Here is a 23845-nt window from a genome sequence, read left to right as displayed (position 1 = left end):
GACGGGTGCCGGAGCCTGTGCGTAGCCTGGTTGCCACATGGCGGTTCCAAACCGCACTCCACGGCGGTAACAGGTCGACACGTTCAACGTCGCAAAACGTGTCGGAGTCCGGAGCATCTCGTTCATCCAGTCTGGATCGTTCATCGCGGGGGTAGCCGGATTGGCCACAGTCCTTACACGATCCGCGCCCCCTCGCGATAGGTGGCGCGGGGCACCGGCAATGTATCGAGCATCGTCACGCGTACGAAGTCCGCCCGTAGACCCGGCGCGATCGCACCGCGGTCGTGCAGCCCCGCGGTGCGCGCAGGCTCGGCCGACACGGTCGCCATGGCGCGCGGCAGCGTCCAGCCGGCCTTGTCCACCAGGTCGAAGACGGCAGTGAGCAGGCTCGACGGCACGTAATCGGACGACAGGATGTCGAGCAGATCCGCCTTGGCGAGTTCGAGTGCGGACACGTTGCCCGAATGCGAACCGCCACGCACGATGTTCGGCGCGCCCATGATGGTGGAGATACGGTACTCCCGTGCGGTTTCGGCGGCGATGCGGGTGGTCGGGAATTCCGCCAGCACGATGCCTTCGGCTGCGGCCTGTGCGACGTGCTCGACGAGCGTGTCGTCATGGCTCGCTACCGGCACACCGAGGGTTTTGCAGCGCGCGACGATCTCGCGGCGGTGCGCATCCGCATAACGCTCCTGCTCGTCAGCCAGTTCGGCCAACGCGGTTGTCACATGCTCGTCGGTGAGCTTGCCATTGCGTTCCTGGAAGCGGCGCCATTGCTCGCGGTCGTGCCACTGCCGCTGGCCCGGCGTGTGATCCATCACGGAAGCAAGGCGCAGCAATGGATGCTTGCACAACGAATCGAACACTTCGACCACGTCGGCGGTGGCAATCTCGCAACGCAGATGCAAAAAGTGCTCGGCGCGCAGCAGATTCTTTTCATGGAAGCGCGTGAGAGCCTGCGCGCATTTCGTTTGCAGATCGCGGCCACGGATGCCGGCATTCGCGCGTGTGCCGATGGCGAGCGCGTCGAATACGGTGGTGATGCCCGCAGCGGCTACTTGTGCATCGTGGATCACGAAGGCCGCATCTGTATTCCATTCCACGCCCGGACGCGGCACGAGATGTTTCTCGAGATTGTCCGTATGCAGTTCGATCAGACCCGGCAGCAGGAAATCGCCGTCCCAGTCTTCTGCTTCGCGTGCCGAGGTGGTGCCGCGTTCGACGTCGTGGATCTTGCCGTCTTCGATGCGCACCACACCGGTGAATACTTCGTCTCGCGTCACGATGCGAGCGTTCCTGATCAACATCGACATGCTCCGTAGTCAGTCTGCTGGTTTCACTGCTCAGTGTAGCGCCGCTTGATGACGCAGCGGTGGCTGAAGTTCGAGGCGGCGTGTCGCCACCTTCGCGCGCGTGTCTTCATCGTGAAAGATACCGACAATGGCCGCGCCGCGCTCGCGCGCTTCGATGACCAGATCGGCAACCACGTCGCGATTCCCGGCATCGAGCGAAGCTGTGGGCTCGTCGAGCAGCAGCAACGGATGACCGGCGATCAGGCCGCGCGCAATGTTCACGCGTTGCTGCTCGCCGCCGGAAAACGTGGCGGGCGCGAGCGACCACAGCCGTTCGGGCACGTTCAGACGCGTCAGCAGCGCGGCGGCTCGCCCGAGCGCTTCTTCTTCCGCCACGCCTCGCGACACCAGCGGTTCGGCGACGAGCGTGAGCGTGGTGACGCGCGGAATGACCCGCAGAAACTGGCTCACATAGCCGACCACGTTGCGCCGCAAACGCAACACGTCATGCGGTTCGGCGCCGGTAAGGGCGACGTGCTGCGCCTCGTCTGCATCCGAGCGGATCGCAATGGAGCCTGAACTCGCCAGATAGTTGCCATACAGGCAGCGCAGCAGCGTGCTCTTGCCGATGCCAGACGGCCCGACCAGCACGACGCATTCGCCCTGCTCGACGTCCAGCGAGACGCCCGCGAGCGCATCGATCTGCACACCGCCCTGGGCATGCAGCGTGAAGGTCTTGCGGATATCGACGGCGCGCAACATCAGCGCTGCGTTGTCGATGAAAGCGCGTTCAGACGCGCGTGATTCGATGGATGACATCGTGAACCTCAAACCGGCAGGACGGAAGAAACCAGCGTTTGCGTGTATGGGTGTTGCGGATCGTCGAGCACCTGATCGGTCAAACCCGATTCGACCACTTCACCACCTTGCATGACCATCAAACGATGCGCGAGCAGACGCGCCACGCCGATATCGTGCGTGACGATCAGCACCGACAGATGCAGCGTGCTGGTGAGCGTGCGCAACAGGTCGAGCAGACGCGCCTGCACGGAGACGTCGAGACCGGCGGTGGGTTCGTCCATGAACACGAGGCGCGGCCCGGTGACGAGATTGCGCGCGATCTGCAGACGCTGCTGCATGCCGCCGGAAAACGCGGCGGGAAATTCGTCGATGCGCGTTGCGTCGAGTTCCACGCGCTCCATCCATTGCGTCGCGGTAGCGCGAATCTGCCCGTAGTGGCGCGCGCCGACCGCCATCAGCGGCTCGCCTATATTGGCGCCCGCGGATACGCCGCTGCGCAGGCCATCGCGCGGATTCTGCTGGACGAAGCCCCATTCGGTGCGCATCAGCAAACGCCGGCGCGGCTCGGACATGGCCAGCAAGTCGAGCTTTTCGCCGTGCGTGGCGTGATAGTGCAGCGTGCCGCTATCGGCCTCGGTTCGCAGCGCCAGCGTGTTCAGCAAGGTCGTTTTGCCCGAACCCGATTCGCCGACAATACACAGCACCTCGCCCGGATACAGATCGAAGCTCACGTTCCTGCAGCCGTTACGGCCGCCGTATTGCCTGGTGATGGCGCGGGCGCTCATCAGCGGTGTGAGGCGTGCGGTCATGCGGATTCTCCTTCAGCGTGCTTGACGAGCGCGTCTGGCGCGTCGCTTTCGCCCGCGTCGCCAGTCTGCTGTTCGCGCCGGTCGTGGCAGTAGTCGCTATCCGAGCACACGAACATGCGGGTGCCCTGATCGTCCACGATCATCTCGTCGAGAAAGCTTTCTCTCGATCCGCACAGCGCGCACGCATGTTCCCAGTGCTGGATTTCGAACGGATGGTCATCGAAGTCGAGACTGCGCACTCGCGTGTACGGCGGAATGGCATGGATGCGCCGCTCGCGGCCCGCGCCGAACAGTTGCAGCGCGGCGTTCATATGCATCTTCGGATTGTCGAACTTCGGGATCGGCGAGGGCGACGTCAGATAGCGCTCGTTGACGATCACCGGATAGTCGTAGGTCGTAGCGATTCCACCGTGATGCACGATGTCTTCGTACAGCTTCACGCTGATCAGACCGTAGTCGGCCAGCGCATGCAGCTTCTTGGTTTCGGCGGTGCGCGGCTCAAGCCGGTACAACGGCTCGGGCATCGGCACCTGATAGACGAGAATCTGCTTGTCGGTCAGCGGCGTTTCGGGAATGCGGTGACGGGTCTGCACAATCGTCGCTTCCGACGTGCGGCGCGTGGTCTTGACACCGGTAGTGCGCGCAAAAAAGCGGCGGATATTGACCGCGTTGGTGGTCTCGTCCGAACCTTGATCGATCACCTTGAGCGTGTCGTCGCGGCCAATGATCGCAGCGGTCACCTGGATCCCGCCCGTGCCCCAACCAAAAGGCAACGGCATTTCGCGCGAAGCGAACGGTACCTGATAGCCAGGTACTGCGACGGCCTTCAGGAGCGAACGGCGGATCATCCGCTTGGTCTGCTCGTCGAGATAGGCGAAGTTGTAGCCTTCGGCCGCGCGGTCGTATGGCGCGCCGCCGGCAAGTTGTGGATCGGGCGCGTTCATGCGGCTTGCTCCTGATGATCGTGGCCGTTGGCGGGTTGCAGCGTCTGCGGCGTTTCTGCAGGTTCTGCTGCCGATTTCGCCTGCGTCGCTTCTGTAGCCGGTTCCGCTTCCGCAACTTGTGCCGCATGTTGCGCACGCAAACGGCGCACGAGTTCGAGTTCGGCCTGGAAGTCGACGTAGTGAGGCAGCTTCAGATGCTGGACGAAGCCGGAGGCTTCGACGTTATCGCTATGCGACAGCATGAATTCGATATCCTGGGTCGGCGATGCGAGCGTTTCGCCCAGCTCTTCAGCACGCAGCGCGCGGTCCACTAACGCCATGGCCATCGCCTTGCGCTCCGAGTGACCGAAGGCGAGACCGTAGCCTTGCGTGAAGGTGGGCGGAACCTCGCGGCTGCCGGCGAACTGGTTGATCATCTGACATTCGGTAATGTCGATCTCGCCAATCTCGACGGCTTCGCCCAGTTCATCGAGTTCCATCTCGACGCTGACCGAGCCGAAACGGATTTCGCCCGCGAAAGGATGCGAGTTTGCGTAGCCGCGCTGCGTCGCATAACCCATAGCCAGCAGGAAGCCTTCGTCGCCGCGCGCGAGATTCTGCAAACGTGTTGCACGGTCTGCCGGAAACGAGAGCGGCTCACGTGTCAGATCGCCGGGCTCCGCTGAGCCGGGCGCGGGTTTTTCCTGTTCGATCAGGCCTTCCTTGTTGAGCAGGGAGACGACCCGGGGCATCGATTCGGGCCTGGTGTCGCCGAGCGCTGCACGCTGAGCGGCGGCCGTGGCAGCAGCGCTGTGTAAAGCGTCATCAGTACTCCCACCGTTTGCCTGTTCGTCAGCCATCAACGAGAAATCGAGCAGACGCTGCGTGTAATCGTAAGTAGCGCCGAGCAACTGCCCACCCGGCAGATCCTTGAAGGTCGCCGAAATGCGACGCTCGACCACCATCGCTTCGCTGTCGAGCGGCTGCGTATATCCGAAGCGCGGCAACGTCGTGCGATACGCTCGCAGCAGAAAGATCGCTTCCACGAGATCGCCGGCGGCCTGCTTGATGGCGAGTGCCGCGAGATCTTCGTCGTACACCGAACCTTCGGTCATCACACGGGCCACCGAGAGCCGCAACTGTTCGCGGATCTGCCCGACGCCCAATTCGGCGAGCCGCGTATCGCCGCGGCGCGACTTGTCGAGCAGACGCCACGATGCTTCGATCGCGCGTTCTCCACCTTTGACGGCAACGTACATCAGTTCACCTTTGCATGAGTTGTGCGCGGCAGACCGATCAGCGTGTTGCCGCAGACGAGGTAGCAATCGATGCCGCACGGAAACAGCGGCGCGAGGCTGGCGCGCTCGCGCCAGAAATGTTCGGGCAGCCCGAGCGGCGCGATGGTGGCCGTGCGTTCGATGCCAGGGCCGCTCAGCACGACGCTGGGTCCACCGGTCAGCGCATCGACGCGGATCAGCAAGGTCACCGATTGCTCTGGCGTTTCCGCCGCACCGAGCGAGAAGTGTTCGAGTTCCGGCAACAGCGCGGCGTCATGGATATACGCAAACGCGGCGTCGTGCACATCGTCGACGAGCGGTGCGCCAGTATGAAAGCGCAATGCCGAGGCCAGCGCGGCGTCCGGTTGCGCGAGCCATACGGGTGTCGAGTAATCGCACAGTGTCAGAAGCGCCGCTAAAGCAGCCAGTTCGGCGCGCGAGCGGTGTGTGCCGGATGCCTGCGATGCGGGCAGCACGTTCTCTACGACACCCACCGTGCCCGGCCGCGATAGCGCATCGAGCAGCGTGCGGAACACCGCCTGGGTGTCGTGCACCGGATCCACAAAACCAGGGGCAAGCGTGGAGAGGGCAATCTGTGAGGAGTTCATCGCGTTTTTTGTCAGGTTGTCCATCAGTCGCCCCGCACCATGGTGAAGAATTCGACGCGTGTCGACGCGGCTTCGTCTCGCCGTGCCGCGCGCTTTTCGGCGAGTTGCGCGGCGAGCGGTTCGATCAGTTGGCCATGCAGCCGCGCGTGCTGCTCAGGCAATTGCAGTAGCGCATCGGCCAGCGCAGCGAGTTCGGCGCGACGCCGGTCGCGGCCCAGATGACAGGCTACGCCCACCGGCGCCTGCTCGGCCGGGCTGCGCAAGCGCAGCGTGGCGCGGGTGACGGTGGCTTCGCCGAGATTGAAGGCGTTGCCGCTGCCGCCGACGCGGCCGCGCACCATGGCGAGACCGGTTTCGGGCGGCCGTAGCCAGTCGAATTCCGGCGGACTCGCGCCGTCCAGCGCGTGGCTCAGTGCGGCTTCAAGTTCGGCGCGCGGCGTATGGGCAAGCACGGCCATCCATGCGCGCCGCATGGCGGAGGAGGGCGTGGCGGAAGAGGCGCTCATCGAGGTTCCTGTTGGTCCGGCGAGTAGACATTTGACCATCTATTCGTCTAAACGTCTAGACGTTTAGAGGTAAGATAGTTGTGCTTGCAGGACGCTCGTGTTTTCATATTTCCATCACGGCTTGCGCACTACAATGCACGTCACAATGAATATTTGAACTGAAGGGAATGACAGCACCATGACATCGAACGACACCGCTACGCCGGGCAAACAGCTCGAACGGGGCGCGGGCGTTGCCGTGTGGCGGCAGATCGAGCAGATCCTCGCGGCCGAGATCGCGGCCAGTGGTTTCGGCGCGGAAGGGCGCCTGCCGAGCGAAGGCGAGCTTGCCAAACGCTTTGACGTCAACCGTCACACGGTGCGCCGCGCCATGCTTGGGCTGGCGGCGCTCGGCCTCGTGAGCGTGGAGCAGGGGCGCGGCACCTTTGTGCAGCCCGGCGCGATCGACTATACGATCGGCCGCCGTACACGCTTCACCGAGAACCTGCGCCAGCAACATCACGCGGCGGCCGGCGCCATGTTGTCGGCGGCCCGGGCGAAGGCCGAACCGAACGTCGCCAAGGCGCTCGGCTTGCGCGCCGGCGCGGCGGTCTACCGGATCGAGTCGATGCACGAGTCGGACGGCGTGCCGCTGACCTTCGCGCGCAGCTGGTATCCGGCTGCGCGTTTCGCGGATCTGCCCGACGTGCTTGAACGCACCGGAGGTATCACGAAGGCGCTGGCCGAGTTCGGCGTAACCGACTATTTGCGTAAGTGGAGCCGCATCGGCAGCGTGCTGCCCGAGCCGGAAGTCGCGCGGCGGCTGAATATCAACCGGCAGCAGCCGGTGTTGTGGGTCGAGAACGTCGACGTCGACGTGGAAGGTACGCCGATCAAATATGGCGTGACGCATTTCGCGGCGGACCGCGTGCAACTGCTGGTGGAAAACGACGTATGAGCGACGCGGCGTGGAAGGCGAACGAAGCGTTCGAATGGTCTGGGCAGGCGCGTTTTGCGGTGTATTACGCGCCGTCGCGCGATTCCGCGTGGTGGTTGGCTGGTTCCGAATGGCTCGGCGGCGATGTGGAGAGCGGTGTTTCTTATACGCCGCCGCAACCGGCGGCGCTCACGCGCAGCGTCAGCGAGCTGACGAAAGCACCGCGCCGCTACGGCTGGCACGGCACGCTGGTCGCTCCCTTTCGGCTTGCTGACGGTGTCACGCCGCGTGGGGTACTCGACGATGCGCGTCGCTGGGCGCAACAGCAAAAGCGCTTTGTCTTGCCGGCGGAAGCCGCCACGCTTGGCGATTTTGTCGCGCTGCGGCCGGCTGAGCCCATCGGCGAAGCCAGCATGCGCGAGTTGGCCTCGAGCGCTCTGCGTACGCTCGACGGTTTGCGCGCCAAGCCTTCCGCTGCGGATCTGGCGCGCCGTCTCGCTACGCCGCTGACCGGTCGCCAGCGCGATCTGCTCGTCGAATGGGGCTATCCATACGTGTTCGACGAGTTCCGTTTTCACATGACGTTGTCCAGTTCGCTCGAAGCCGCGCACGAACGCGCGGCGCTCGTCGCGTGGTGGCATGACAGGATTGCTGCGCTAGGTCCGCTGATGGTCGACAGTGCGGCGCTGTTCGTCGAACCGGCGCCGGGCGAACCCTTCGTGCTATGGCAGCGTCTGCCGTTTCAGACTGAGGGAGTGGAGCAACAGTGAATGGCCGTCTGATCTATGTGATGGGCCCGTCCGGCGCGGGCAAGGATTCGCTGCTGGGCTTCGCCCGTAAGCGTGTCGTAGGGGAGCCCATCCTGTTTGCGCATCGATACATTACGCGGGCCAGCGGCAATGGCGAGGATCACGTCGAGCTGACCCTGGAGGAGTTCGAAGTACGCTCCGCCCTTGGCCTTTTTGCGCTCGAATGGTCGAGCCATGGGCTGCGTTACGGCATCGGCATCGAGCTCGACGCGTGGCTCGAGCAGGGTTGCACCGTGGTCATCAACGGCTCGCGCCAGCATCTGCAGCAAACGCTCGAGCGTTATCCATCGGTCTACGTGGTTCATATCGACGCTGCGCCTCACGTGCTTGAAGCACGTCTCGGCGCACGGGCACGCGAAAGCGCGCAACAGGTCGCGGCACGTCTCGCGCGGCGGGCGCCGTTTTCCTTGCCGGATGGTGTGCACATGACCACGATCGACAACTCCGGCGCGCTCGAAGACGCCGGCCACGCCTTTGTCGAAGTAGTACGCGGCGCTGTCGCCTTCGGACTTTGATTTCCCAGCAAGGGCATACTATCGTCGTCGTCAGTTCGCCGTATTGATTGCGGCGCTAAAACCATTTGGAGTCCACGATGAGCGAAGCATCCCATCCCGCCGGCCAGTTCACTGAAGTCGAACATCTCGCGCCTGTTGCCGAGAGCCTGCGGGAAATCCGCCACCACATTCATCATCATCCGGAGCTGGCCTACGAAGAGGTCGCGACGGCTGAGCTGGTGGCCGGCAAGCTCGAACAATGGGGCTGGCAGGTGACGCGTGGGGTGGGGCGCACGGGTGTGGTCGGCACGCTCAAGGCGGGCGACGGCAAGCGCAGCATCGGCATTCGCGCTGATATGGACGCGCTGCCGATCGTCGAAGAGACCGGCCTGCCGTACGCGAGCGGTAACCACGGCAAGATGCATGCGTGCGGCCATGACGGTCACACCACCATGCTGCTCGGCGCCGCGGAACATCTCGCGAAGACGCGGCGGTTCTCGGGCACGGTACACGTATATTTCCAGCCGGCTGAAGAAAGCGGGATCGACAGCGGTGCGAAGAAGATGATCGAAGCCGGTCTGTTCGAACGCTTTCCCTGCGATGCGGTGTTTGGCATGCACAACCATCCGGGCGCGGAACCGGGTGTATTGCTGTTTCGCAAGGGGCCGTTCATGTCGGCGGGCGACAAGCCCATCATCACCATTGAAGGCGTTGGCGGGCATGCCGCGCGTCCACACATGACGGTGGATCCAGTGGTCGTAGCGGCCAGCATCGTGATGGCCTTGCAGACCATCGTGGCGCGCAACGTCGACCCGTCACAGGCCGCCGTTGTAACGGTTGGCTCGATGCATGCGGGCACCGCAAACAACGTGATCTCAAGTACAGCCAGGCTGGAATTGAGCGTGCGTTCGTTTAATCCGGAAGTGCGCGCGCTGTTGAAAAAGCGCATCACTGAGCTGGCCGAGAGCCAGGCGGAAAGTTATGGCGCGAAGGCGGTGGTGGAGTACATCGAAGGCTATCCGGTGGTAGTAAATTCGGATACCGAAACGGATTTCGCCATTGAAGTGGCGCGCGAACTGGTGGGCGACGACAAGGTGGTCGCACAGACGGACATGCTGATGGGCAGCGAAGACTTTGCGTTCATGCTGCAAAAGCGGCCGGGCACGTTTCTGCGCATTGGCAACGGCGTGGGCGAGGACGGCTGTATGGTGCACAACCCGCACTACGATTTCAACGACCGCAACCTGACAGTGGGTGCGGCGTACTGGACGCGGCTCGTCGAGCGCTATCTGGGCCAGTGAGCGAGTCGTTGGATACCCTGACTTTAACGCTGCGGGACGCGGCAGATAGAGCGGTGGATAGGGTAGTGGACTGAGGCGAGCGCGGGTGAGAACACAGCGGGTGCGACCACCTACCCGCGCCGCGCCACTAGGTCCGACACGTTTTGCGCCGCCTGCTGCAGCGGCTCCAGAAAAGCCTTCACCATCTGCTTGGCGGAATTACGCTGTGCATTGCCGCTGATGTTCATCGCCGCGATCACGCGCCCTTGCCGGTTGCGGATCGGTGCGGACAACGAAATCAAGCCGCCTTCCAGTTCCTGATCGACGATCGCCCACCCCTGACGGCGCACCTGGGCGATGATCTTTTTCAACTCTTCCTTGTCGGTGACCGTGCGCGCCGTGTGAGCGTACAAAGGCGTGGAGCCGAGCGTGGCGTCGAGCGCTTGGTCGTCGAGCGCAGCCAGCAGCACGCGGCCCATGGACGTGCAATACGCCGGCAGGCGGCTGCCGATCGACAGGTTGATCGTCATGATCTTATGGGTGGGCACGCGCAGCACATAGACGATCTCGGTGCGATCGAGCACCGCCGCCGAACAGCTTTCGTGGACCTGCGCCGAAAGCTCTTCCATCACCGGCTCGGCCAGATTCCAGAACGGCATCGACGTCAGATAGGCGAAGCCGAGATCGAGAATCTTCGGCGTCAGGCGGAACAGGCGCCCCTCGGTTTCGACATAGCCGAGCGTCTGCAGTGTCAGCAGAATGCGTCGTGCCCCGGCTCGGGTGAGACCGGCAGCGGCAGCAACGTCGGTCAGCGTCTGCTCCGGCCGTTCCGCGTTGAACGCGCGAATCACTGCGAGACCGCGTGCGAACGACTGCACGTAGGAATCGCCCGGTCTGTCCGGAGCGTCCGCCGCGTCGGGGGCGCTGGACGGATCGGCAGGAGACGCTTGGGGGGCTTTGCTCATGGGCCTCTTCAGGAATGCATGGGGTAACGGATGGGCACGCCGCTGGCCTGCGCAGCGAAGTTGGGCCAACGGTGCGTTGCCCGGCCGCGCGCAGGAGCAGAAAGCCGTGAAGATAGCTTATGCCCTGCGTTTCGCCAACCTCGCCGATTTTGTTTCCTGGCGGAGCTGAGCCGAATGCGGCGTATCGACGGGCGATTTGCACAAGGCGGATTATCGGGCGGGGCTGGTGATCCGCCCAGGGTTTTCGCGGATGCAGCCGATGGCATAAATTTGTATGATGACCCGATAACATGATCAATCGGGACTCGCATGTTCGAGAAGATTCCCGCCCGTGCCCTCAGCGACACGGTCGCGCAGCAACTGCTCAAGCAGATCGATAAAGGCACCTTCGCGCGCGGCGGCAAGCTTCCAACGGAAGCCGTTCTGGCCGGGCAGTTCGGTGTGAGCCGCACGGTGATTCGCGAAGCGATCTCGCGCCTGAAGAACGAAGGTGTGGTCGAGCCGCGTCAGGGCAGCGGGGTCTTCATCGCGGCACACGGCGCGATCCGGCCGTTGCGCATTGACTACGCAGAAGCGGTCGAGACCGGCTCGGTGTTGCAGATTCTCGCGTTGCGCCGGGCGATCGAAGCCGAGGTCGCCTCCGAAGCCGCGATGCGACGCAGCGACGCCGACATGATGTCGATTGACGCCGCGCTGGCGAAGATCGATGAGGCGGCGGCCGAGGGCCAGGACGGCGTTGCCGAGGACGTGGCCTTTCATCGCGCAATCGCCGTGGCCACCGGAAATCCCTATTTCCTCAAGACGCTCGCGTTTCTGAATCAATACCTGGAAGCTGGGACCGTCGTCACGCGCCGCAACGAGTCGTTGCGCGAAGACTTTTCGCGCCAGGTGCGCGATGAACACGCGGCGATTGTCGCCGCGATTCGCGCAGGCGATCCGATGGAAGCGCGCAACGCTGCCCGCACGCATATGTACAACGCAGCCCGCCGTCTGGCAGAGGCTGGCATTTGCTGAGCCTTGAGCATTGATGCTCGAGACGCGAGCGCGCAGCGGTACATGCCGTTGGCGCGGCCACGTCGAACCATACGAATTTCACTCGGAGTAGAGCATGTCCAGAAACGTTGGAGTTATCGGCCTCGGTGCAATGGGATTGGGCGTCGCCCGCTCGTTGCTGCGGGCAGGTTTTCGGGTGCACGCGTGCGATCTGCGCAGTGCCGTGCTGGAGAGTTTCGCTGCGGATGGCGGCGTCGCCTGTGCAAACCCTGCTGAACTGGCGGCGCAGTGCGAGGTGGTGATCACGCTGGTGGTGAACGCGGCGCAAACCGACGCGGTGTTGTTCGGTGAGCGCGGCGCGGTGGCCAGCATGAAGCCTGGCAGCGTAGTGATTGCGAGCGCAACGGTTTCCCCTGACTTCGCCCTTGACCTCGGCAAGCGCGTCGAGGCCGCCGGTCTGCAGATGCTCGACGCGCCCGTCTCGGGCGGCGCAGCGCGAGCCGCGTCCGGTGAGATGACGATGATGACTTCGGGACCTGCTGCGGCCTACGCCGCCTGCGAAGACGTGCTAACGGGGATGGCCGGCAAGGTTTACCGGCTGGGTTCCGTGCATGGGCTTGGCTCGAAAGTGAAGATCATCAACCAGTTGCTCGCGGGGGTGCATATTGCTGCCGCCGCGGAAGCGATGGCGCTTGGCTTGCGCGAAGGCGTCGACGCCGACTCGCTGTACGACGTGATTACGCATAGCGCCGGCAATTCATGGATGTTCGAAAACCGCGTGCCGCACATCCTCAAGGGCGATTACACGCCGCTCTCCGCAGTCGATATTTTCGTCAAGGATCTCGGTCTCGTGCTGGATACCGCGCGCCGTTCGAAATTTCCGCTGCCGCTCTCGGCTGCGGCACATCAGATGTTCATGATGGCTTCGTCGGCGGGGCACGGCGGCGAGGACGACTCGGCGGTGATCAAGATTTTCCCCGGCATCGAGGTGCCGGCGGCGAAGTCGTAGCAGGAGCGCTGTCATGACGACTTCATCTTCGCAGCCGCTACTCGGCTGCATCGCCGACGATTTCACCGGCGCCACAGATCTCGCCAACATGCTGGTGCGCGGCGGCATGCGCACGGTTCAGAGCATCGGCGTGCCGAATTCCGATGAACCGGTGGAAGCCGATGCATTGGTGGTGGCGCTAAAGTCCCGCACGATCCCAGCCGCAGACGCGGTCGCGCAATCGCTTGCCGCGCTCGAGTGGTTGCGCGCGCAAGGTTGCCGGCAATTTTTCTTCAAGTACTGCTCGACATTCGATTCGACCGATGCGGGCAATATCGGTCCGGTTGCCGATGCGTTACTTGATGCCTTATCCGGCCCTGCCGGGCAATCGCACGGCGGCGCTGACGCTTTCACGATCGCCTGTCCGGCGTTTCCGGAGAACGGCCGCACGATTTTCCGCGGTCATCTCTTCGTCGGCGACGTGTTGCTCAACGAATCCGGCATGGAGAACCACCCGCTCACGCCCATGACCGATGCGAATCTGGTGCGCGTCCTGCAGCGGCAGACGGAGTCGAAAGTTGGCCTCGTTCGCTACGACAGTGTGGCGCAGGGTGTTGCGGCGGTACGCGAATCGTTTAACGCATTAAAGCGGGACGGCGTGCGCATGGCGATTACCGATGCGCTCTCCGATGCAGATCTGCATACACTCGGCGAAGCGTGCGCCGATCTCAAGCTGATCACGGGCGGTTCTGGCATTGCAATCGGGTTGCCGGCAAATTTCCGCCGCGCTGGTTTGCTTTCAAAGACCGCAGACGCAGGACAGCTGCCCTCGATCGAAGGTCTCTCGGTGGTGCTGGCGGGTAGCGCTTCGAAGGCGACCAACGCGCAAGTAGCGGCCTGGCGCGAAAGCCGTCCGGCCTTTCGGATCGATCCGCTGGCGGCTGCGCGCGGCGAGCCGGTGGTCGAACAGGCGCTTGCGTTTGCGCGCGAACACTTCGCTGACAGGCAACCGGTACTGATCTACGCGACTGCGACGCCCGATGAAGTGAAGGCTGTGCAGCGCGAACTCGGTGTCGAGCAGGCCGGACACCTGGTTGAAAGTACCTTGGCGTCGATCGCGCGCGGTTTGCATGAACTAGGCGTGCGCAAGTTTGTGGTGGCGGGGGGCGAAACTTCGGGGGCCGTGGTTCAGGCACTCGACGTGCACACGCTGCGCATCGGCGCGCAAATCGATCCGGGCGTACCGGCCACCGCGACCACGGGCGATGTGCCGCTTGCACTCGCACTCAAGTCCGGTAACTTCGGCGCTACCGATTTCTTTGCCAAGGCCTTACGTCATCTCGACGGGGCGGCGTCATGACGTTAGGAATCCATAGCGGTGAAGAATCGAAGGTCCGCGAGGAAATCTGCGCCACAGGCGCAAGCCTGTATCAGCGCGGCTATACCGTGGGCACCGCAGGCAATATCAGCGCGCGTCTCGACGATGGCTGGCTGATCACGCCGACCGATGCCTGCCTCGGCCGGCTCGATCCTGCGGAGATTGCCAAGGTCGACCTGGCGGGCAATACGGTTTCCGGCGGCAGACCTTCGAAGACGCTGGCCTTGCACCGCGGCATCTATGCCCGCAACGCGGAAACTCGCGGCGTCATCCATACACATTCGACGCACCTGGTCGCCTTGACGCTGGCAGGGGTGTGGAGCGAAGCCGACGTCCTGCCGCCGATCACGCCGTACTACGTCATGAAAGTCGGCCACATCCCGTTGATCCGCTACCGCCGTCCGGGCGACCCGCAGGTGGCCGAGCGGATTGCAGCGCTCGCCGGCACGGTGCGCGGTGTGCTGCTGGAGCGGCTCGGGCCGGTAGTGTGGGAGCGCTCGGTGGCGCAGGCGTCCTATGCGCTGGAAGAGTTCGAGGAGACGGCGCGCCTGTGGCTGATGACTAACCCGCGTCCGTCACCGCTCGACGACGCAGCGCTTGAAGAGTTGCGTAGCGTATTCGGCGCGCGCTGGTAGCGCTCAGCGCGCGTCGTGCACGCCGGGTTCGGTGCGCCACCCAAAATATTTACCTATCAGCGAAGCGCGCGGAGCGCTTCGCTGTTCCCCAGAAAAAGGAGTTGCTGCAATGCCTCGCTTCGCTGCCAACCTGACCATGATGTACACCGAGCACGGTTTTCTCGACCGTTTTGCCGCCGCGGCGCAAGACGGCTTCAAGGCCGTGGAGTTTCTGTTTCCCTACGATTTTCCGGCCGAGGAGCTCAAGCAACGCCTCGCCGATCACGGCCTGACCCAGGCGCTCTTCAACGCGCCGCCGGGCGACTGGGCGGGCGGCGAGCGTGGAATTGCATCGCTGCCGGGCCGCGAAGAAGAGTTTCGCCGCAGCTTCGATACCGCGCTCGACTACACCCGCCAGCTCGGCAACCGCTCGCTGCATGTGATGGCCGGCCTGATTGGGGCGGACCAATCGCGCGACCGGCATCGCGAGGTGTATCTGCAGAACCTGGCGTATGCCGCGCAGACTGCACAGGCCGATGGGATCACGATCGTGATCGAGCCGATCAATACGCGCGATATCCCTGGCTTCTTTCTCAATCGTCAGGACGACGCACAATCGGTCTGCGCGGAAGTGGGCGCGCCCAACCTGAAGGTGCAATTCGACTGCTATCACTGCCAGATCGTCGAGGGCGACCTTGCATTCAAGCTGAAACGCGATATGGCCGGCATCGGGCATATCCAGATTGCCGGTGTGCCTGAGCGGCACGAGCCGGATATCGGCGAACTGAACTACCCCTATCTGTTCGATCTGATCGACAAGCTCGGCTACGACGGCTGGGTCGGATGCGAATATCGGCCGCGGGCAGGGACGTCGGAAGGCTTGGGCTGGCTCAGGAACTATCAGGGACGGCAGACATCATGAAAGTACTGATCACTGGCGGCGCGGGGTTTCTCGGTCAACGTCTCGCACGCGAACTGTTGGCACGCGGCGAACTGAAGGGACCGGACGGCCAGCCGCAACCGATTACCGAACTCGTGCTGCTCGACGTCGTCGCCGCTAGCGGATTCAGCGACAGCCGGGTGCGCGCCGAAGTGGGCGATATCGCCGAGTCCGACGTGCTTGAGCGCGTGATCGACGAGCAGACTTCAGCCATCTTCCATCTGGCCGCGATTGTCAGTGGGCAGGCCGAGGCGGATTTCGATCTCGGCATGCGCATCAATCTCGATGCCTCGCGTCTGCTGCTGGAAACTTGCCGGTTGCGCGGGCATCGGCCGCGCGTCGTGTTCACGAGTTCGGTCGCCGTGTACGGTGGCGATATGCCGGACGTCGTGCGCAACGATACGGCGTTGAATCCGCAGTCCTCGTATGGCGCGCAGAAAGCGATTGCCGAATTGCTGCTGAACGATTACACGCGGCGTGGCTTCGTCGACGGTCGGGTGTTGCGCCTGCCGACCATCAGCGTGCGCCCCGGCAAGCCGAATGCTGCGGCGTCGTCGTTTGCGAGCGGCATCATTCGCGAGCCGCTGAACGGCGAGGCGGCGATCTGCCCGGTGGCCGGCGGCACGCGCCTGTGGTTGCTTTCGCCGCGCAAGGCGATTGCCTGTCTGATCGCGGGGCTCGAAATCGACGCCGCCGCGCTCGGCAACCTTCGTACGGTGAATTTGCCGGGTATTTCGGTCAGTGTCGATGAGATGGTCGCCGCGCTGCGCGAAGTCGCAGGTGATGAGGTGGTCAAGCGCATCGAATGGCAGACAGATCCACGCATCGAGAAGATTGTCGGCAGTTGGCCCGGCCGGTGGGACACCGCGCGTGCGGAGCAGCTCGGCCTGAAAGGCGAGTCGAGCTTTGCAGATGTGATCCGCAGCTACATCGAGGATGAGCACATTCAGCCTCGGTGACAGGCGGCAAAGCCTGATTCTTCCGATGTTTGTCTCCCGTTGGCAAACCAGCCGCACTTGACACGGTTTCCGCGCCACGCCTATCATCAGGGCTGAATGTTCGATATACGATCTGTTGTTCGTATATCGAACAATTCGGAGTCGGCCGAAGCGGTTCGCTGCTATCCTGATTGGGCTAGTGAAGGGTTTGCGGCACGTCGCGTCGCGGCATAAGCTCCGAATGACCCTTCCGCTCGCTGCGACGGGTGGCCGCGAACGCGGTTCCACCCGCGCGACGCGCCAGCCGCGCCTGTTACGGCGAAGCAAGCGGTGCAAGTATTCAACTGGAGACATCACATGACTGAAGCTTTCCTGTGCGACGCGATTCGCACGCCGATCGGCCGCTATGCGGGTTCGTTGTCGTCGGTGCGTGCCGACGACCTGGGCGCTATGCCGCTCAAGGCGCTGATGGAGCGCAACAAGGAAGTCGACTGGAACGCCATCGACGACGTGATCTACGGCTGCGCCAACCAGGCCGGCGAAGATAACCGCAATGTCGCGCGCATGTCACTGCTGCTCGCGGGTCTGCCGCAAGACGTACCGGGTTCCACCGTCAACCGGTTGTGCGGCTCGGGCATGGACGCCGTCGGCATCGCGGCGCGCGCGATCAAATCGGGCGAGGCGGCATTGATGGTGGCGGGCGGCGTCGAAAGCATGAGCCGTGCGCCGTTCGTGATGGGCAAGGCAACCAGCGCATTCTCGCGCCAGGCCGATATCTTCGACACGACAATTGGCTGGCGTTTCGTCAATCCGCTAATGAAGCAGCTTTACGGTGTCGATTCGATGCCGGAGACCGGCGAAAACGTCGCGACCGACTACAAGGTGAGCCGTGCGGATCAGGACGCGTTTGCACTGCGCAGCCAGCAGAAAGCCGCGCGTGCACAACGCGACGGTACGCTTGCGCAGGAAATCGTCTCGGTAACGATTGCGCAGAAGAAGGGCGATCCACTGGTGGTGTCGCAGGATGAACATCCGCGGGAAACCAGTCTCGAAGCGCTTGCCAAATTGAAAGGGGTGGTACGTCCGGACGGCACCGTCACAGCGGGCAACGCCTCAGGCGTGAACGACGGCGCCGCGGCGCTGCTGCTCGCGAATGAAGCGACGGCCAGGCGGTTCGGCCTGACACCGCGGGCACGTGTGCTTGGTATCGCGACCGCCGGCGTTGCACCGCGCGTGATGGGCATCGGCCCGGCGCCGGCCACGCAAAAACTGCTGGCACGCCTGGGCATGACGATCGATCAGTTCGACGTGATCGAATTGAACGAGGCGTTCGCATCGCAGGGAATCGCGGTATTGCGCACGCTGGGTGTCGCGGACGATGACGCTCGCGTGAATCCGAACGGCGGCGCGATTGCGCTTGGTCATCCGCTTGGCATGAGCGGCGCGCGGCTCGTGACCACGGCGATGTATCAACTGCAACGCACGCAGGGCCGTTTCGCTCTCTGCACGATGTGTATCGGCGTCGGTCAGGGCATTGCGATCGCGATCGAACGGGTCTGATTCTTTTAGTACGTTGTAGAAGCCCCATTCGTCGGCGAATGGGGCTTTTGTTATTGCGGCCCGCGTTCGTCCTGTCTTCGTGTCGAGTTGCATGGATAATTGTTGAGTTTTGTCGCGTGGTTCGAATTGCGCAAAAACTATCGGCTATGCTGAGAGGTTAGCAACAGCCTCGCAGCGGCTGAAATCCCGTCAGCGCCAGACAATTTACTCATGCCTTTCCGCATCCTGCTCGTTGAAGACGATATCCGCCTGTCCGCGTTAGTGGCGGGCTATCTGCGCAAGCACGACTATGAAGTGGAGGTCGTGCTGCACGGCAACGAAGCGGTGCCCGCCATTCTCAAACGGCAGCCGGACCTGGTGATCCTCGACGTCAACCTGCCGGGCAAGGACGGTTTCCAGATCTGCCGCGAGGCGCGCGAGCAGTTCAACGGCGTGATTATCATGGTGACCGCTCGCGACGAACAGTTCGACGAAGTATTGGGCCTCGAATTCGGCGCAGACGATTATGTCCACAAGCCGGTCGAACCGCGCGTCCTGCTCGCTCGCATCAAGGCGCAGTTGCGCCGCGTTTCGGGGCGCGCCACGGAAATCTCCGGCCAGCCGGAGCGCTTTACGTTCGGCAAGTTCGAGATCAACCGGGCTGCCCGGATGGTGACGCTGCCCGACGGCACGCGCCCCGATCTGACCTCCGCGGAATTCGACCTGCTGTGGGCGCTAGTAAGTTGTGCAGGCGAAGTGGTGAGCCGCGACGACCTGATGCGGCAATTGAGAGGCATCGAGTTCGACGGCCTCGATCGCTCCATCGACGGCGGCATTTCCAAGCTGCGCCGCAAGCTGCATGACGATTCCGGCACGCCGCAGCGTATCAAGACGGTGCGCGGCAAGGGCTATCAGTTCAGCAAGGTGGCATGGGAGTAACTTGCCAACCGGTTGCAAATAGCCTCGGAAGGGCCCCGGAGTCGCCTTTGAATAGCCGACAAAACTCCACATAGACCTGTTTCAAATCGACAGTCGCGCGCGCGTTGCGTAGCTAGTATCGCAAGCTTGTTCATTTACGAGCTGCGTCATGTCCGCCCGCGTCTTACCTCTTTCCAGACACGCTGTATTGATGATCCATGGCCTGGGCGGGACGCGGCACGACTTCGGCTCACTCGATCGCAAGTTCGAGCAGATCGGCTGCGATGTGTATCTGCCGTCGTTGCCGGGACACGGTTCGCGTCCCGATCAGTTGAGCAGCGTCAGCCTGCGCGACTACATGCAGTTGCTTAGCCGCACGTATCGCGATCTGATCACGCGCTATGAACGTGTCGACGTGGCGGGCATCTCGATGGGCGCCTTGCTCGCGGTGATGCTGAGCGCCCGTGAGCGGATGACGCATGGCCGCCTGATCCTGCTGTCGCCGCCGCTCTTCCTCGACGGTTGGGGCGGTTCGCGCCTGCGTCCGCTGCGTTACCTGATGTATTGCGTGCCGGGACTGCGTCATCTGATTCGCGTGCCGGAGGGTGAGCCGTTCGGCATCAAGAACGATCGTATCCGCAACCTGATTCGTCGCGCGCTGAAAAAAGGCAGTGGCGTGCACTATCCGTACGTGCCGCTCGCAGCGATTGCTCAGGTGGACTGGATGCGTTTTGCAGTCAGACGCGCGCTCCCGCAGGTGGCCTGTGAAACGCTGGTGATGCACTCGGAGGAGGACGAAGTGACGAGCATCCGTTCTGCGGAATTCGTCTGCGAACACCTCGGTAGCCGCGATGTCACGCTCGTGCGCCTGACCGACAGCTATCACATGATCACACTCGACAACGAGCGCGATACCGTTGCCGACCGCACGCTTGCCTTCCTGCAGCGTCCCGCTATGCTAACGTGAGCCGCGCGCACGCCAGAGGAACGGATGGACTGGACGGCCTCCTGCGGCCGGCGCACCTTCTTTCCCGACGTTCGTGATCATGAATCCTGCCGCACCTAAACTCTCTGCTTTCCGCTATTGCAAATGGCGCTGGCTGAATTTTCGCCGCTCGTGGACGGATACGCGTGCCGACCGCATGCCGAGCTGGTCGCGGCTTTATCTGCGTGCCTATCTTCGTTTGCTGGGGCTCTCGCTGGTGGTGGCTGCGATTCCGTTGCTCGGCCTGTCGTTCGAGCTGACCGCCGCGGTCGTATGGCGCGGCTTCGTGGCGTTGCCGGGTGGCGTCGTGCCGGTCCTGGTCGTGGTGTTCGGGGTGCCGGCCGTGGTGGCGTATCGCTGGATGCGTCCGGTGTGGGTCGATCTGGTGATGGTCCGCGAACGTGCGATCGATTTCACCGGCGGTCGCTTCAACACCCGGGCACGGGAGTCCTTTAGCACGATCATCGGCCCGCTGGCGCGCACACTCAACGCGCTTGCCGAACGGATGGAACGGCTGATCGCCGCGCAGCGCGAACTGACCAATGGCATCTCGCACGAACTGCGCACGCCGCTTGCACGGGTGCGTTTTGCACTGGAGGTGTTGCGCGAACCGGGCTCCGCCACCGAGTACGAAAGCGCGCTGGCAAGCATCGATCAGGACGTCACTGAACTGGACGAACTGATCGACATGAGCCTCACCTACGCGAGGCTCGAATACAGCTCGCTGCAGTCGAATCTCGAACCAACCGTGCTCGCCTTATGGTTCGACAGTCAGATCAACGACGCGGCCTTGCTCTACACCGACAAGGAAATCGTCCCGCGCGTCGAGATCGACGCGGCGCTGCGTGTAGTGATGGACAAACGCCTGATGTCGTACGCGATGCGCAATCTGCTGCGCAACGCCAGCAAATATGCGCGCAGCCAGATTCTGGTCGGACTGGCTGTGCGGCACGGCAATGTAGAGATCTTTGTCGAAGACGACGGCGCTGGTGTGCCGGAAAGCGAGCGCGAGCGCATCTTCGACGCCTTCGTGCGGCTCGATCGCCACACCGGCGGATACGGTCTGGGGCTTGCGATCACGCAACAGGTCTTGCGCGCGCACAAAGGCCGCATTGCGGTGACGGACCCATTGACGCTGCCAGGCGCGCGTTTCGAAATCAGTTGGCCGGTGGGTACGGCGCAAGCTGCCGCTTAACGGCCACCTGACTATTACCGTTCGCTTTCTTCTTTGTACCCATCAATACGTGTGGCCGAGCTGGATGTAGAAGTTGTTCCGCCCACCCGGTGCGAATGCCACACCCAGATAGATCGGTCCAAACGCCGTAGTCGCGCTGGTGAAGAACGTGACGCTGCGTTTTAGCGGTCCTCCGCCGTATTGAATCTCGCCGTCCCACACGTTGCCCGCTTCGAGGCTCATGCCTGCGAACAACGCGTGGAATGGCGATGCGGTGAACGTCGTAAGCTCGTTCATGTACGTGACCTGGCCGTACAGCATCGAGTTGCCAGCCAGTTGATCGGCGGCATACGCGGACAGATGCTGGAAGCCGCCGAGCGTGAACCCGAACGGATTGACCGGGTTGACGTTCTGGAAGTCCTTGCCGGCCTCGATGCTGGCGTTGAGGCTGTTGCGCCCATAGCTCGCGGCCACCAACGCTTTGCCGTAGGCCTCGGTAAAGCTGTTCTGCGATTGCGCGAAAAGCGAACGTTCGCCGCGCAGTTCCAGGTAATAGCCCTTGCGCGCGAAGAGCGGGTCGTCGAGCTGGTCGATCACGAGACGCGCGCGCGCCGTAAACTCGCGGCCGTAGATGTCGGGATACGCCAGCGTGAGATTATTATTCTCATCGTAGTACTGCAGATTGTATTGCGGCGACGCGAAGCCGTGCGCGTACGCAACGCCCAGCCGGAAGTCACCGAGGTTCGCAAGCGGCAGGCCGAAGTCGAGACCCGCGCGCTCAGTCTGCTGCTGGTATTGAGTGAGCTTGATGTAAGGGTCGTCCTGATAGATATTCGCGTAGCTGCGCTGAAACTCCACATACGGCGCGACGTAATAGCCAAACGAATCCGAGAGCGGTTGCCGCAGCTCGGCATGCAACGCGAGCATATCGCTGCCCACCGTGCCGTCGATCAATCCCTCCAGTCCCGACGATGTCAGCCACGGCCGACGGTATCCCATATGCAGGCGGAAGCCACCGACGTCCGAAGAACTCGCCGACAGGCCGAGGCCGAACAGCAGGAAGTTGGGTCCCCACGATTTGTCGTGGGCGTCGATCACGAGCGTATTTTCGTCACCGTCGCTGACCAGTTGCTGTGTCACGCTTTCGAAATCGCCCGCCGTAGTGAGGGCCAGCAGATCCTGGTTGAGCGCCTTGGGATCGTAGACGTCGCCGGCATGGACGTGCAGCGCTTCGACGATGCGCCGCTCGGGGATCGGGCCATGCGACTTGACGACGATGCGCGTGATCCGCACCGGCTTCACGACAGGCGTCATATGCGCGGCACGCCACGCCGCGTAATCTTGCGGCGACAGGGCGAGATGCTGCAGCTTCGGTAGTGCTGCGCGAGCAGCGGCTTCGCCGGCTGCGATTGCTTGCGGGGCGTTGGCGAAGTCAGTGAAGCTAAGCGATCCGAGGGATGGCGTGATCAGTACGTCATCCGCATCGAGCTGTTTGCGTTGTTGCGCGACGTTCTGATGAATCAGGATGCCTATCATCTGCTGCATGACGTCGGCGGGCGAGGCGAGCGCGTCGAGCGAACGCAGCGGCGACCCGATATCGACCGCGATCACCACTTGCGCGCCCATGTCGCGTGCGGTTTCGATGGGCAGGTTGCTGACAATGCCACCGTCGACCAGCGTGCGGCCGTCCACTACCGTCGGCGCGAACAGGCCCGGCAGGGCGATGCTGGCGCGGATGGCTTGCGGCAGCGAGCCCTTCTCGAGCACGACCTTCTCGCCTGTTTGCAGATCCGTGGCGATGGCGCGGAACGGAATCGGCAACTGGTTGAATGAGTTATTGGCCGACACCGCCGAGGTCCAGTCCTGCAGCAACGCCTGCAAACGATTGCCTTGCACGAGGCCGGGCGCCAGCCTGAAGCCGTTAGCGTTGAAGCCTAAAGCGGGGCTGCCTGCGTAGAGCTCCTCGTCTTCGCGTTGCGACTGGGGCAGGTCGGCGCGCTCGACCACATCGAAAGCGATGTCGGCCAGGTTCACCTGGCCGAGGCGGTTTTGCATTTCCTGCGCGGTCATCCCGCTCGCGTACAGGCCGCCGACCACCGAGCCCATGCTGGTGGCGGCGATACAGTCGACCGGAATGCGATTCTCTTCCAGTACCTTTAGCACCCCCAGGTGGGCGTAGCCGCGCGCGCCGCCGCCGGACAGCACAAGGCCGACGGCGGGGCGGCCGGTTGGGCCGCCGTCAGGCGTGCAGGCGGTGTCCGCCGCGCGGGCGGACTTCACGAAGGAGGTAAGGGCGAGCGCCAGCAGTGTGGCGGCGCAAAGCAGTCGGGTGGGGGCATGGCAGAGCCTTGTATATGCCTTCGTTAGTGGTTTTTTTGGGCTCGCCAACGCTGGGATCATGCGCTTCACAACTGTAGGAAAAACCGAGAGATTACATGGTTTTACAGTCGAGTACTGAGGTTCCTGCGGGGGGGCGGCGCGCCGGGCGCGCGTTTTTCGTTGTTTCCGCCGTCGAAGCGCTGAATCCAGGGAGCAGCGATTGTCTCCGCTTACTGCGCGGCGGACATCGCCAGTTCGCCTGAATAGCGGGAAGTGAAGAAGAATAGTTGGCTATACGAAGCAGTATTTGAAGCCATAAATTTGTTTGACATTGTTTTAACGATTGTTGTCTTGCAATGCTTTTTAACATTGGTCATTA

At 63.0% G+C, this 23845-nt stretch carries 23 protein-coding genes; 14 read left to right on the top strand and 9 right to left on the bottom strand.

The window, feature by feature from the left end; translation table 11 throughout:
* Nucleotides 1–173: 173 nt before the first annotated feature.
* The 7 genes from BUS06_RS36440 to phnG are packed head-to-tail and all read right to left on the bottom strand — an operon-like array spanning nucleotide 174 to nucleotide 6216.
* Entirely contained in the window at nucleotides 174–1307 is a 1134-nt protein-coding gene (locus tag BUS06_RS36440; RefSeq protein ID WP_074269081.1) for an alpha-D-ribose 1-methylphosphonate 5-triphosphate diphosphatase, read from the bottom strand.
* Between the two features lie 36 nt (nucleotides 1308–1343).
* On the bottom strand, nucleotides 1344–2111 hold the full coding sequence (phnL, locus tag BUS06_RS36435) for a phosphonate C-P lyase system protein PhnL (protein ID WP_074269080.1): 768 nt from the start codon (nucleotides 2109–2111) through the stop codon (nucleotides 1344–1346).
* Nucleotides 2112–2119: 8 nt separating this feature from the next.
* The gene (gene phnK, locus BUS06_RS36430) at nucleotides 2120–2902 is read right to left on the bottom strand and encodes a phosphonate C-P lyase system protein PhnK (protein WP_074269079.1); all 783 of its coding nucleotides are present in this window, start codon (nucleotides 2900–2902) and stop codon (nucleotides 2120–2122) included.
* Complete coding sequence (locus BUS06_RS36425) at nucleotides 2899–3846, bottom strand: alpha-D-ribose 1-methylphosphonate 5-phosphate C-P-lyase PhnJ (protein ID WP_074269078.1); 948 nt, start codon at nucleotides 3844–3846, stop codon at nucleotides 2899–2901. Before BUS06_RS36425 ends, phnK begins: the two co-directional genes overlap by 4 nt.
* Complete coding sequence (locus tag BUS06_RS36420) at nucleotides 3843–5084, bottom strand: carbon-phosphorus lyase complex subunit (RefSeq protein WP_083611755.1); 1242 nt, start codon at nucleotides 5082–5084, stop codon at nucleotides 3843–3845. Before BUS06_RS36420 ends, BUS06_RS36425 begins: the two co-directional genes overlap by 4 nt.
* Nucleotides 5084–5710 carry a phosphonate C-P lyase system protein PhnH gene (gene phnH, locus BUS06_RS36415; RefSeq protein WP_074269515.1) on the bottom strand — a complete coding sequence of 209 codons (627 nt, stop codon included), beginning with the start codon at nucleotides 5708–5710 and terminating at the stop codon, nucleotides 5084–5086. The genes BUS06_RS36420 and phnH overlap by 1 nt, the downstream gene beginning before the upstream one ends.
* 23 nt (nucleotides 5711–5733) lie before the next feature.
* Nucleotides 5734–6216 carry a phosphonate C-P lyase system protein PhnG gene (gene phnG / locus BUS06_RS36410; RefSeq protein WP_074269077.1) on the bottom strand — a complete coding sequence of 161 codons (483 nt, stop codon included), beginning with the start codon at nucleotides 6214–6216 and terminating at the stop codon, nucleotides 5734–5736.
* A 178-nt stretch (nucleotides 6217–6394) separates the two neighbouring features.
* Here phnG and phnF point away from each other — a divergent pair, with 178 nt between their 5' ends.
* The 4 genes from phnF to BUS06_RS36390 all read left to right on the top strand — a co-directional run bounded on the left by phnF (nucleotide 6395) and on the right by BUS06_RS36390 (nucleotide 9736).
* Nucleotides 6395–7153 (top strand): phosphonate metabolism transcriptional regulator PhnF, encoded by a 759-nt coding sequence (phnF, locus tag BUS06_RS36405; protein ID WP_074269076.1) that lies wholly within the window; start codon nucleotides 6395–6397, stop codon nucleotides 7151–7153.
* On the top strand, nucleotides 7150–7902 hold the full coding sequence (locus BUS06_RS36400) for a DUF1045 domain-containing protein (RefSeq protein ID WP_074269075.1): 753 nt from the start codon (nucleotides 7150–7152) through the stop codon (nucleotides 7900–7902). Before phnF ends, BUS06_RS36400 begins: the two co-directional genes overlap by 4 nt.
* The gene (gene phnN / locus BUS06_RS36395; protein WP_074269074.1) at nucleotides 7899–8456 is read left to right on the top strand and encodes a phosphonate metabolism protein/1,5-bisphosphokinase (PRPP-forming) PhnN; all 558 of its coding nucleotides are present in this window, start codon (nucleotides 7899–7901) and stop codon (nucleotides 8454–8456) included. The genes BUS06_RS36400 and phnN overlap by 4 nt, the downstream gene beginning before the upstream one ends.
* 77 nt (nucleotides 8457–8533) lie before the next feature.
* Nucleotides 8534–9736, top strand: coding sequence for a M20 aminoacylase family protein (locus BUS06_RS36390; protein ID WP_074269073.1), 1203 nt, complete (start codon nucleotides 8534–8536; stop codon nucleotides 9734–9736).
* Between the two features lie 110 nt (nucleotides 9737–9846).
* Here the strand turns inward: BUS06_RS36390 and BUS06_RS36385 are convergent, their stop codons facing one another.
* Nucleotides 9847–10680 (bottom strand): IclR family transcriptional regulator, encoded by an 834-nt coding sequence (locus tag BUS06_RS36385; RefSeq protein WP_074269072.1) that lies wholly within the window; start codon nucleotides 10678–10680, stop codon nucleotides 9847–9849.
* Nucleotides 10681–10989: 309 nt separating this feature from the next.
* Here BUS06_RS36385 and BUS06_RS36380 point away from each other — a divergent pair, with 309 nt between their 5' ends.
* The 10 genes from BUS06_RS36380 (at nucleotide 10990) to BUS06_RS36335 (ending at nucleotide 21168) form a co-directional block, all read left to right on the top strand.
* Nucleotides 10990–11694 carry a FadR/GntR family transcriptional regulator gene (locus tag BUS06_RS36380; RefSeq protein WP_074269071.1) on the top strand — a complete coding sequence of 235 codons (705 nt, stop codon included), beginning with the start codon at nucleotides 10990–10992 and terminating at the stop codon, nucleotides 11692–11694.
* Nucleotides 11695–11788: 94 nt separating this feature from the next.
* Nucleotides 11789–12682 carry an L-threonate dehydrogenase gene (ltnD, locus tag BUS06_RS36375; RefSeq protein WP_074269070.1) on the top strand — a complete coding sequence of 298 codons (894 nt, stop codon included), beginning with the start codon at nucleotides 11789–11791 and terminating at the stop codon, nucleotides 12680–12682.
* Between the two features lie 13 nt (nucleotides 12683–12695).
* Nucleotides 12696–14021 (top strand): 3-oxo-tetronate kinase, encoded by a 1326-nt coding sequence (gene otnK / locus BUS06_RS36370; RefSeq protein ID WP_074269069.1) that lies wholly within the window; start codon nucleotides 12696–12698, stop codon nucleotides 14019–14021.
* Nucleotides 14018–14674 carry a 3-oxo-tetronate 4-phosphate decarboxylase gene (otnC, locus tag BUS06_RS36365; protein ID WP_074269068.1) on the top strand — a complete coding sequence of 219 codons (657 nt, stop codon included), beginning with the start codon at nucleotides 14018–14020 and terminating at the stop codon, nucleotides 14672–14674. Before otnK ends, otnC begins: the two co-directional genes overlap by 4 nt.
* A gap of 109 nt (nucleotides 14675–14783) precedes the next feature.
* Nucleotides 14784–15575, top strand: coding sequence for a 2-oxo-tetronate isomerase (gene otnI, locus BUS06_RS36360; RefSeq protein ID WP_074269067.1), 792 nt, complete (start codon nucleotides 14784–14786; stop codon nucleotides 15573–15575).
* Nucleotides 15572–16552, top strand: coding sequence for a D-erythronate dehydrogenase (gene denD / locus BUS06_RS36355; RefSeq protein WP_074269066.1), 981 nt, complete (start codon nucleotides 15572–15574; stop codon nucleotides 16550–16552). The genes otnI and denD overlap by 4 nt, the downstream gene beginning before the upstream one ends.
* 336 nt (nucleotides 16553–16888) lie before the next feature.
* A complete protein-coding gene (gene pcaF / locus BUS06_RS36350; protein WP_074269065.1) occupies nucleotides 16889–18091 on the top strand; it encodes a 3-oxoadipyl-CoA thiolase in 1203 nt (400 codons plus the stop codon).
* 210 nt (nucleotides 18092–18301) lie between these two features.
* On the top strand, nucleotides 18302–19009 hold the full coding sequence (locus BUS06_RS36345) for a response regulator (protein ID WP_074269064.1): 708 nt from the start codon (nucleotides 18302–18304) through the stop codon (nucleotides 19007–19009).
* Nucleotides 19010–19157: 148 nt separating this feature from the next.
* A complete protein-coding gene (locus BUS06_RS36340; RefSeq protein ID WP_083611754.1) occupies nucleotides 19158–19955 on the top strand; it encodes an alpha/beta hydrolase in 798 nt (265 codons plus the stop codon).
* Between the two features lie 79 nt (nucleotides 19956–20034).
* Complete coding sequence (locus tag BUS06_RS36335) at nucleotides 20035–21168, top strand: ATP-binding protein (RefSeq protein WP_074269062.1); 1134 nt, start codon at nucleotides 20035–20037, stop codon at nucleotides 21166–21168.
* A 42-nt stretch (nucleotides 21169–21210) separates the two neighbouring features.
* Here BUS06_RS36335 and BUS06_RS36330 read toward each other — a convergent pair whose 3' ends face one another.
* On the bottom strand, nucleotides 21211–23547 hold the full coding sequence (locus tag BUS06_RS36330) for a patatin-like phospholipase family protein (RefSeq protein WP_083611753.1): 2337 nt from the start codon (nucleotides 23545–23547) through the stop codon (nucleotides 21211–21213).
* Between the last annotated feature and the right edge of the window lie 298 nt (nucleotides 23548–23845).

Source organism: Paraburkholderia phenazinium, assembly GCF_900141745.1.
GTDB classification, from domain to species: Bacteria; Pseudomonadota; Gammaproteobacteria; order Burkholderiales; family Burkholderiaceae; genus Paraburkholderia; species Paraburkholderia phenazinium_B.
Note: the sequence above shows the minus strand (reverse complement) of the source record. Positions and strands in the feature narration are given on the sequence as shown.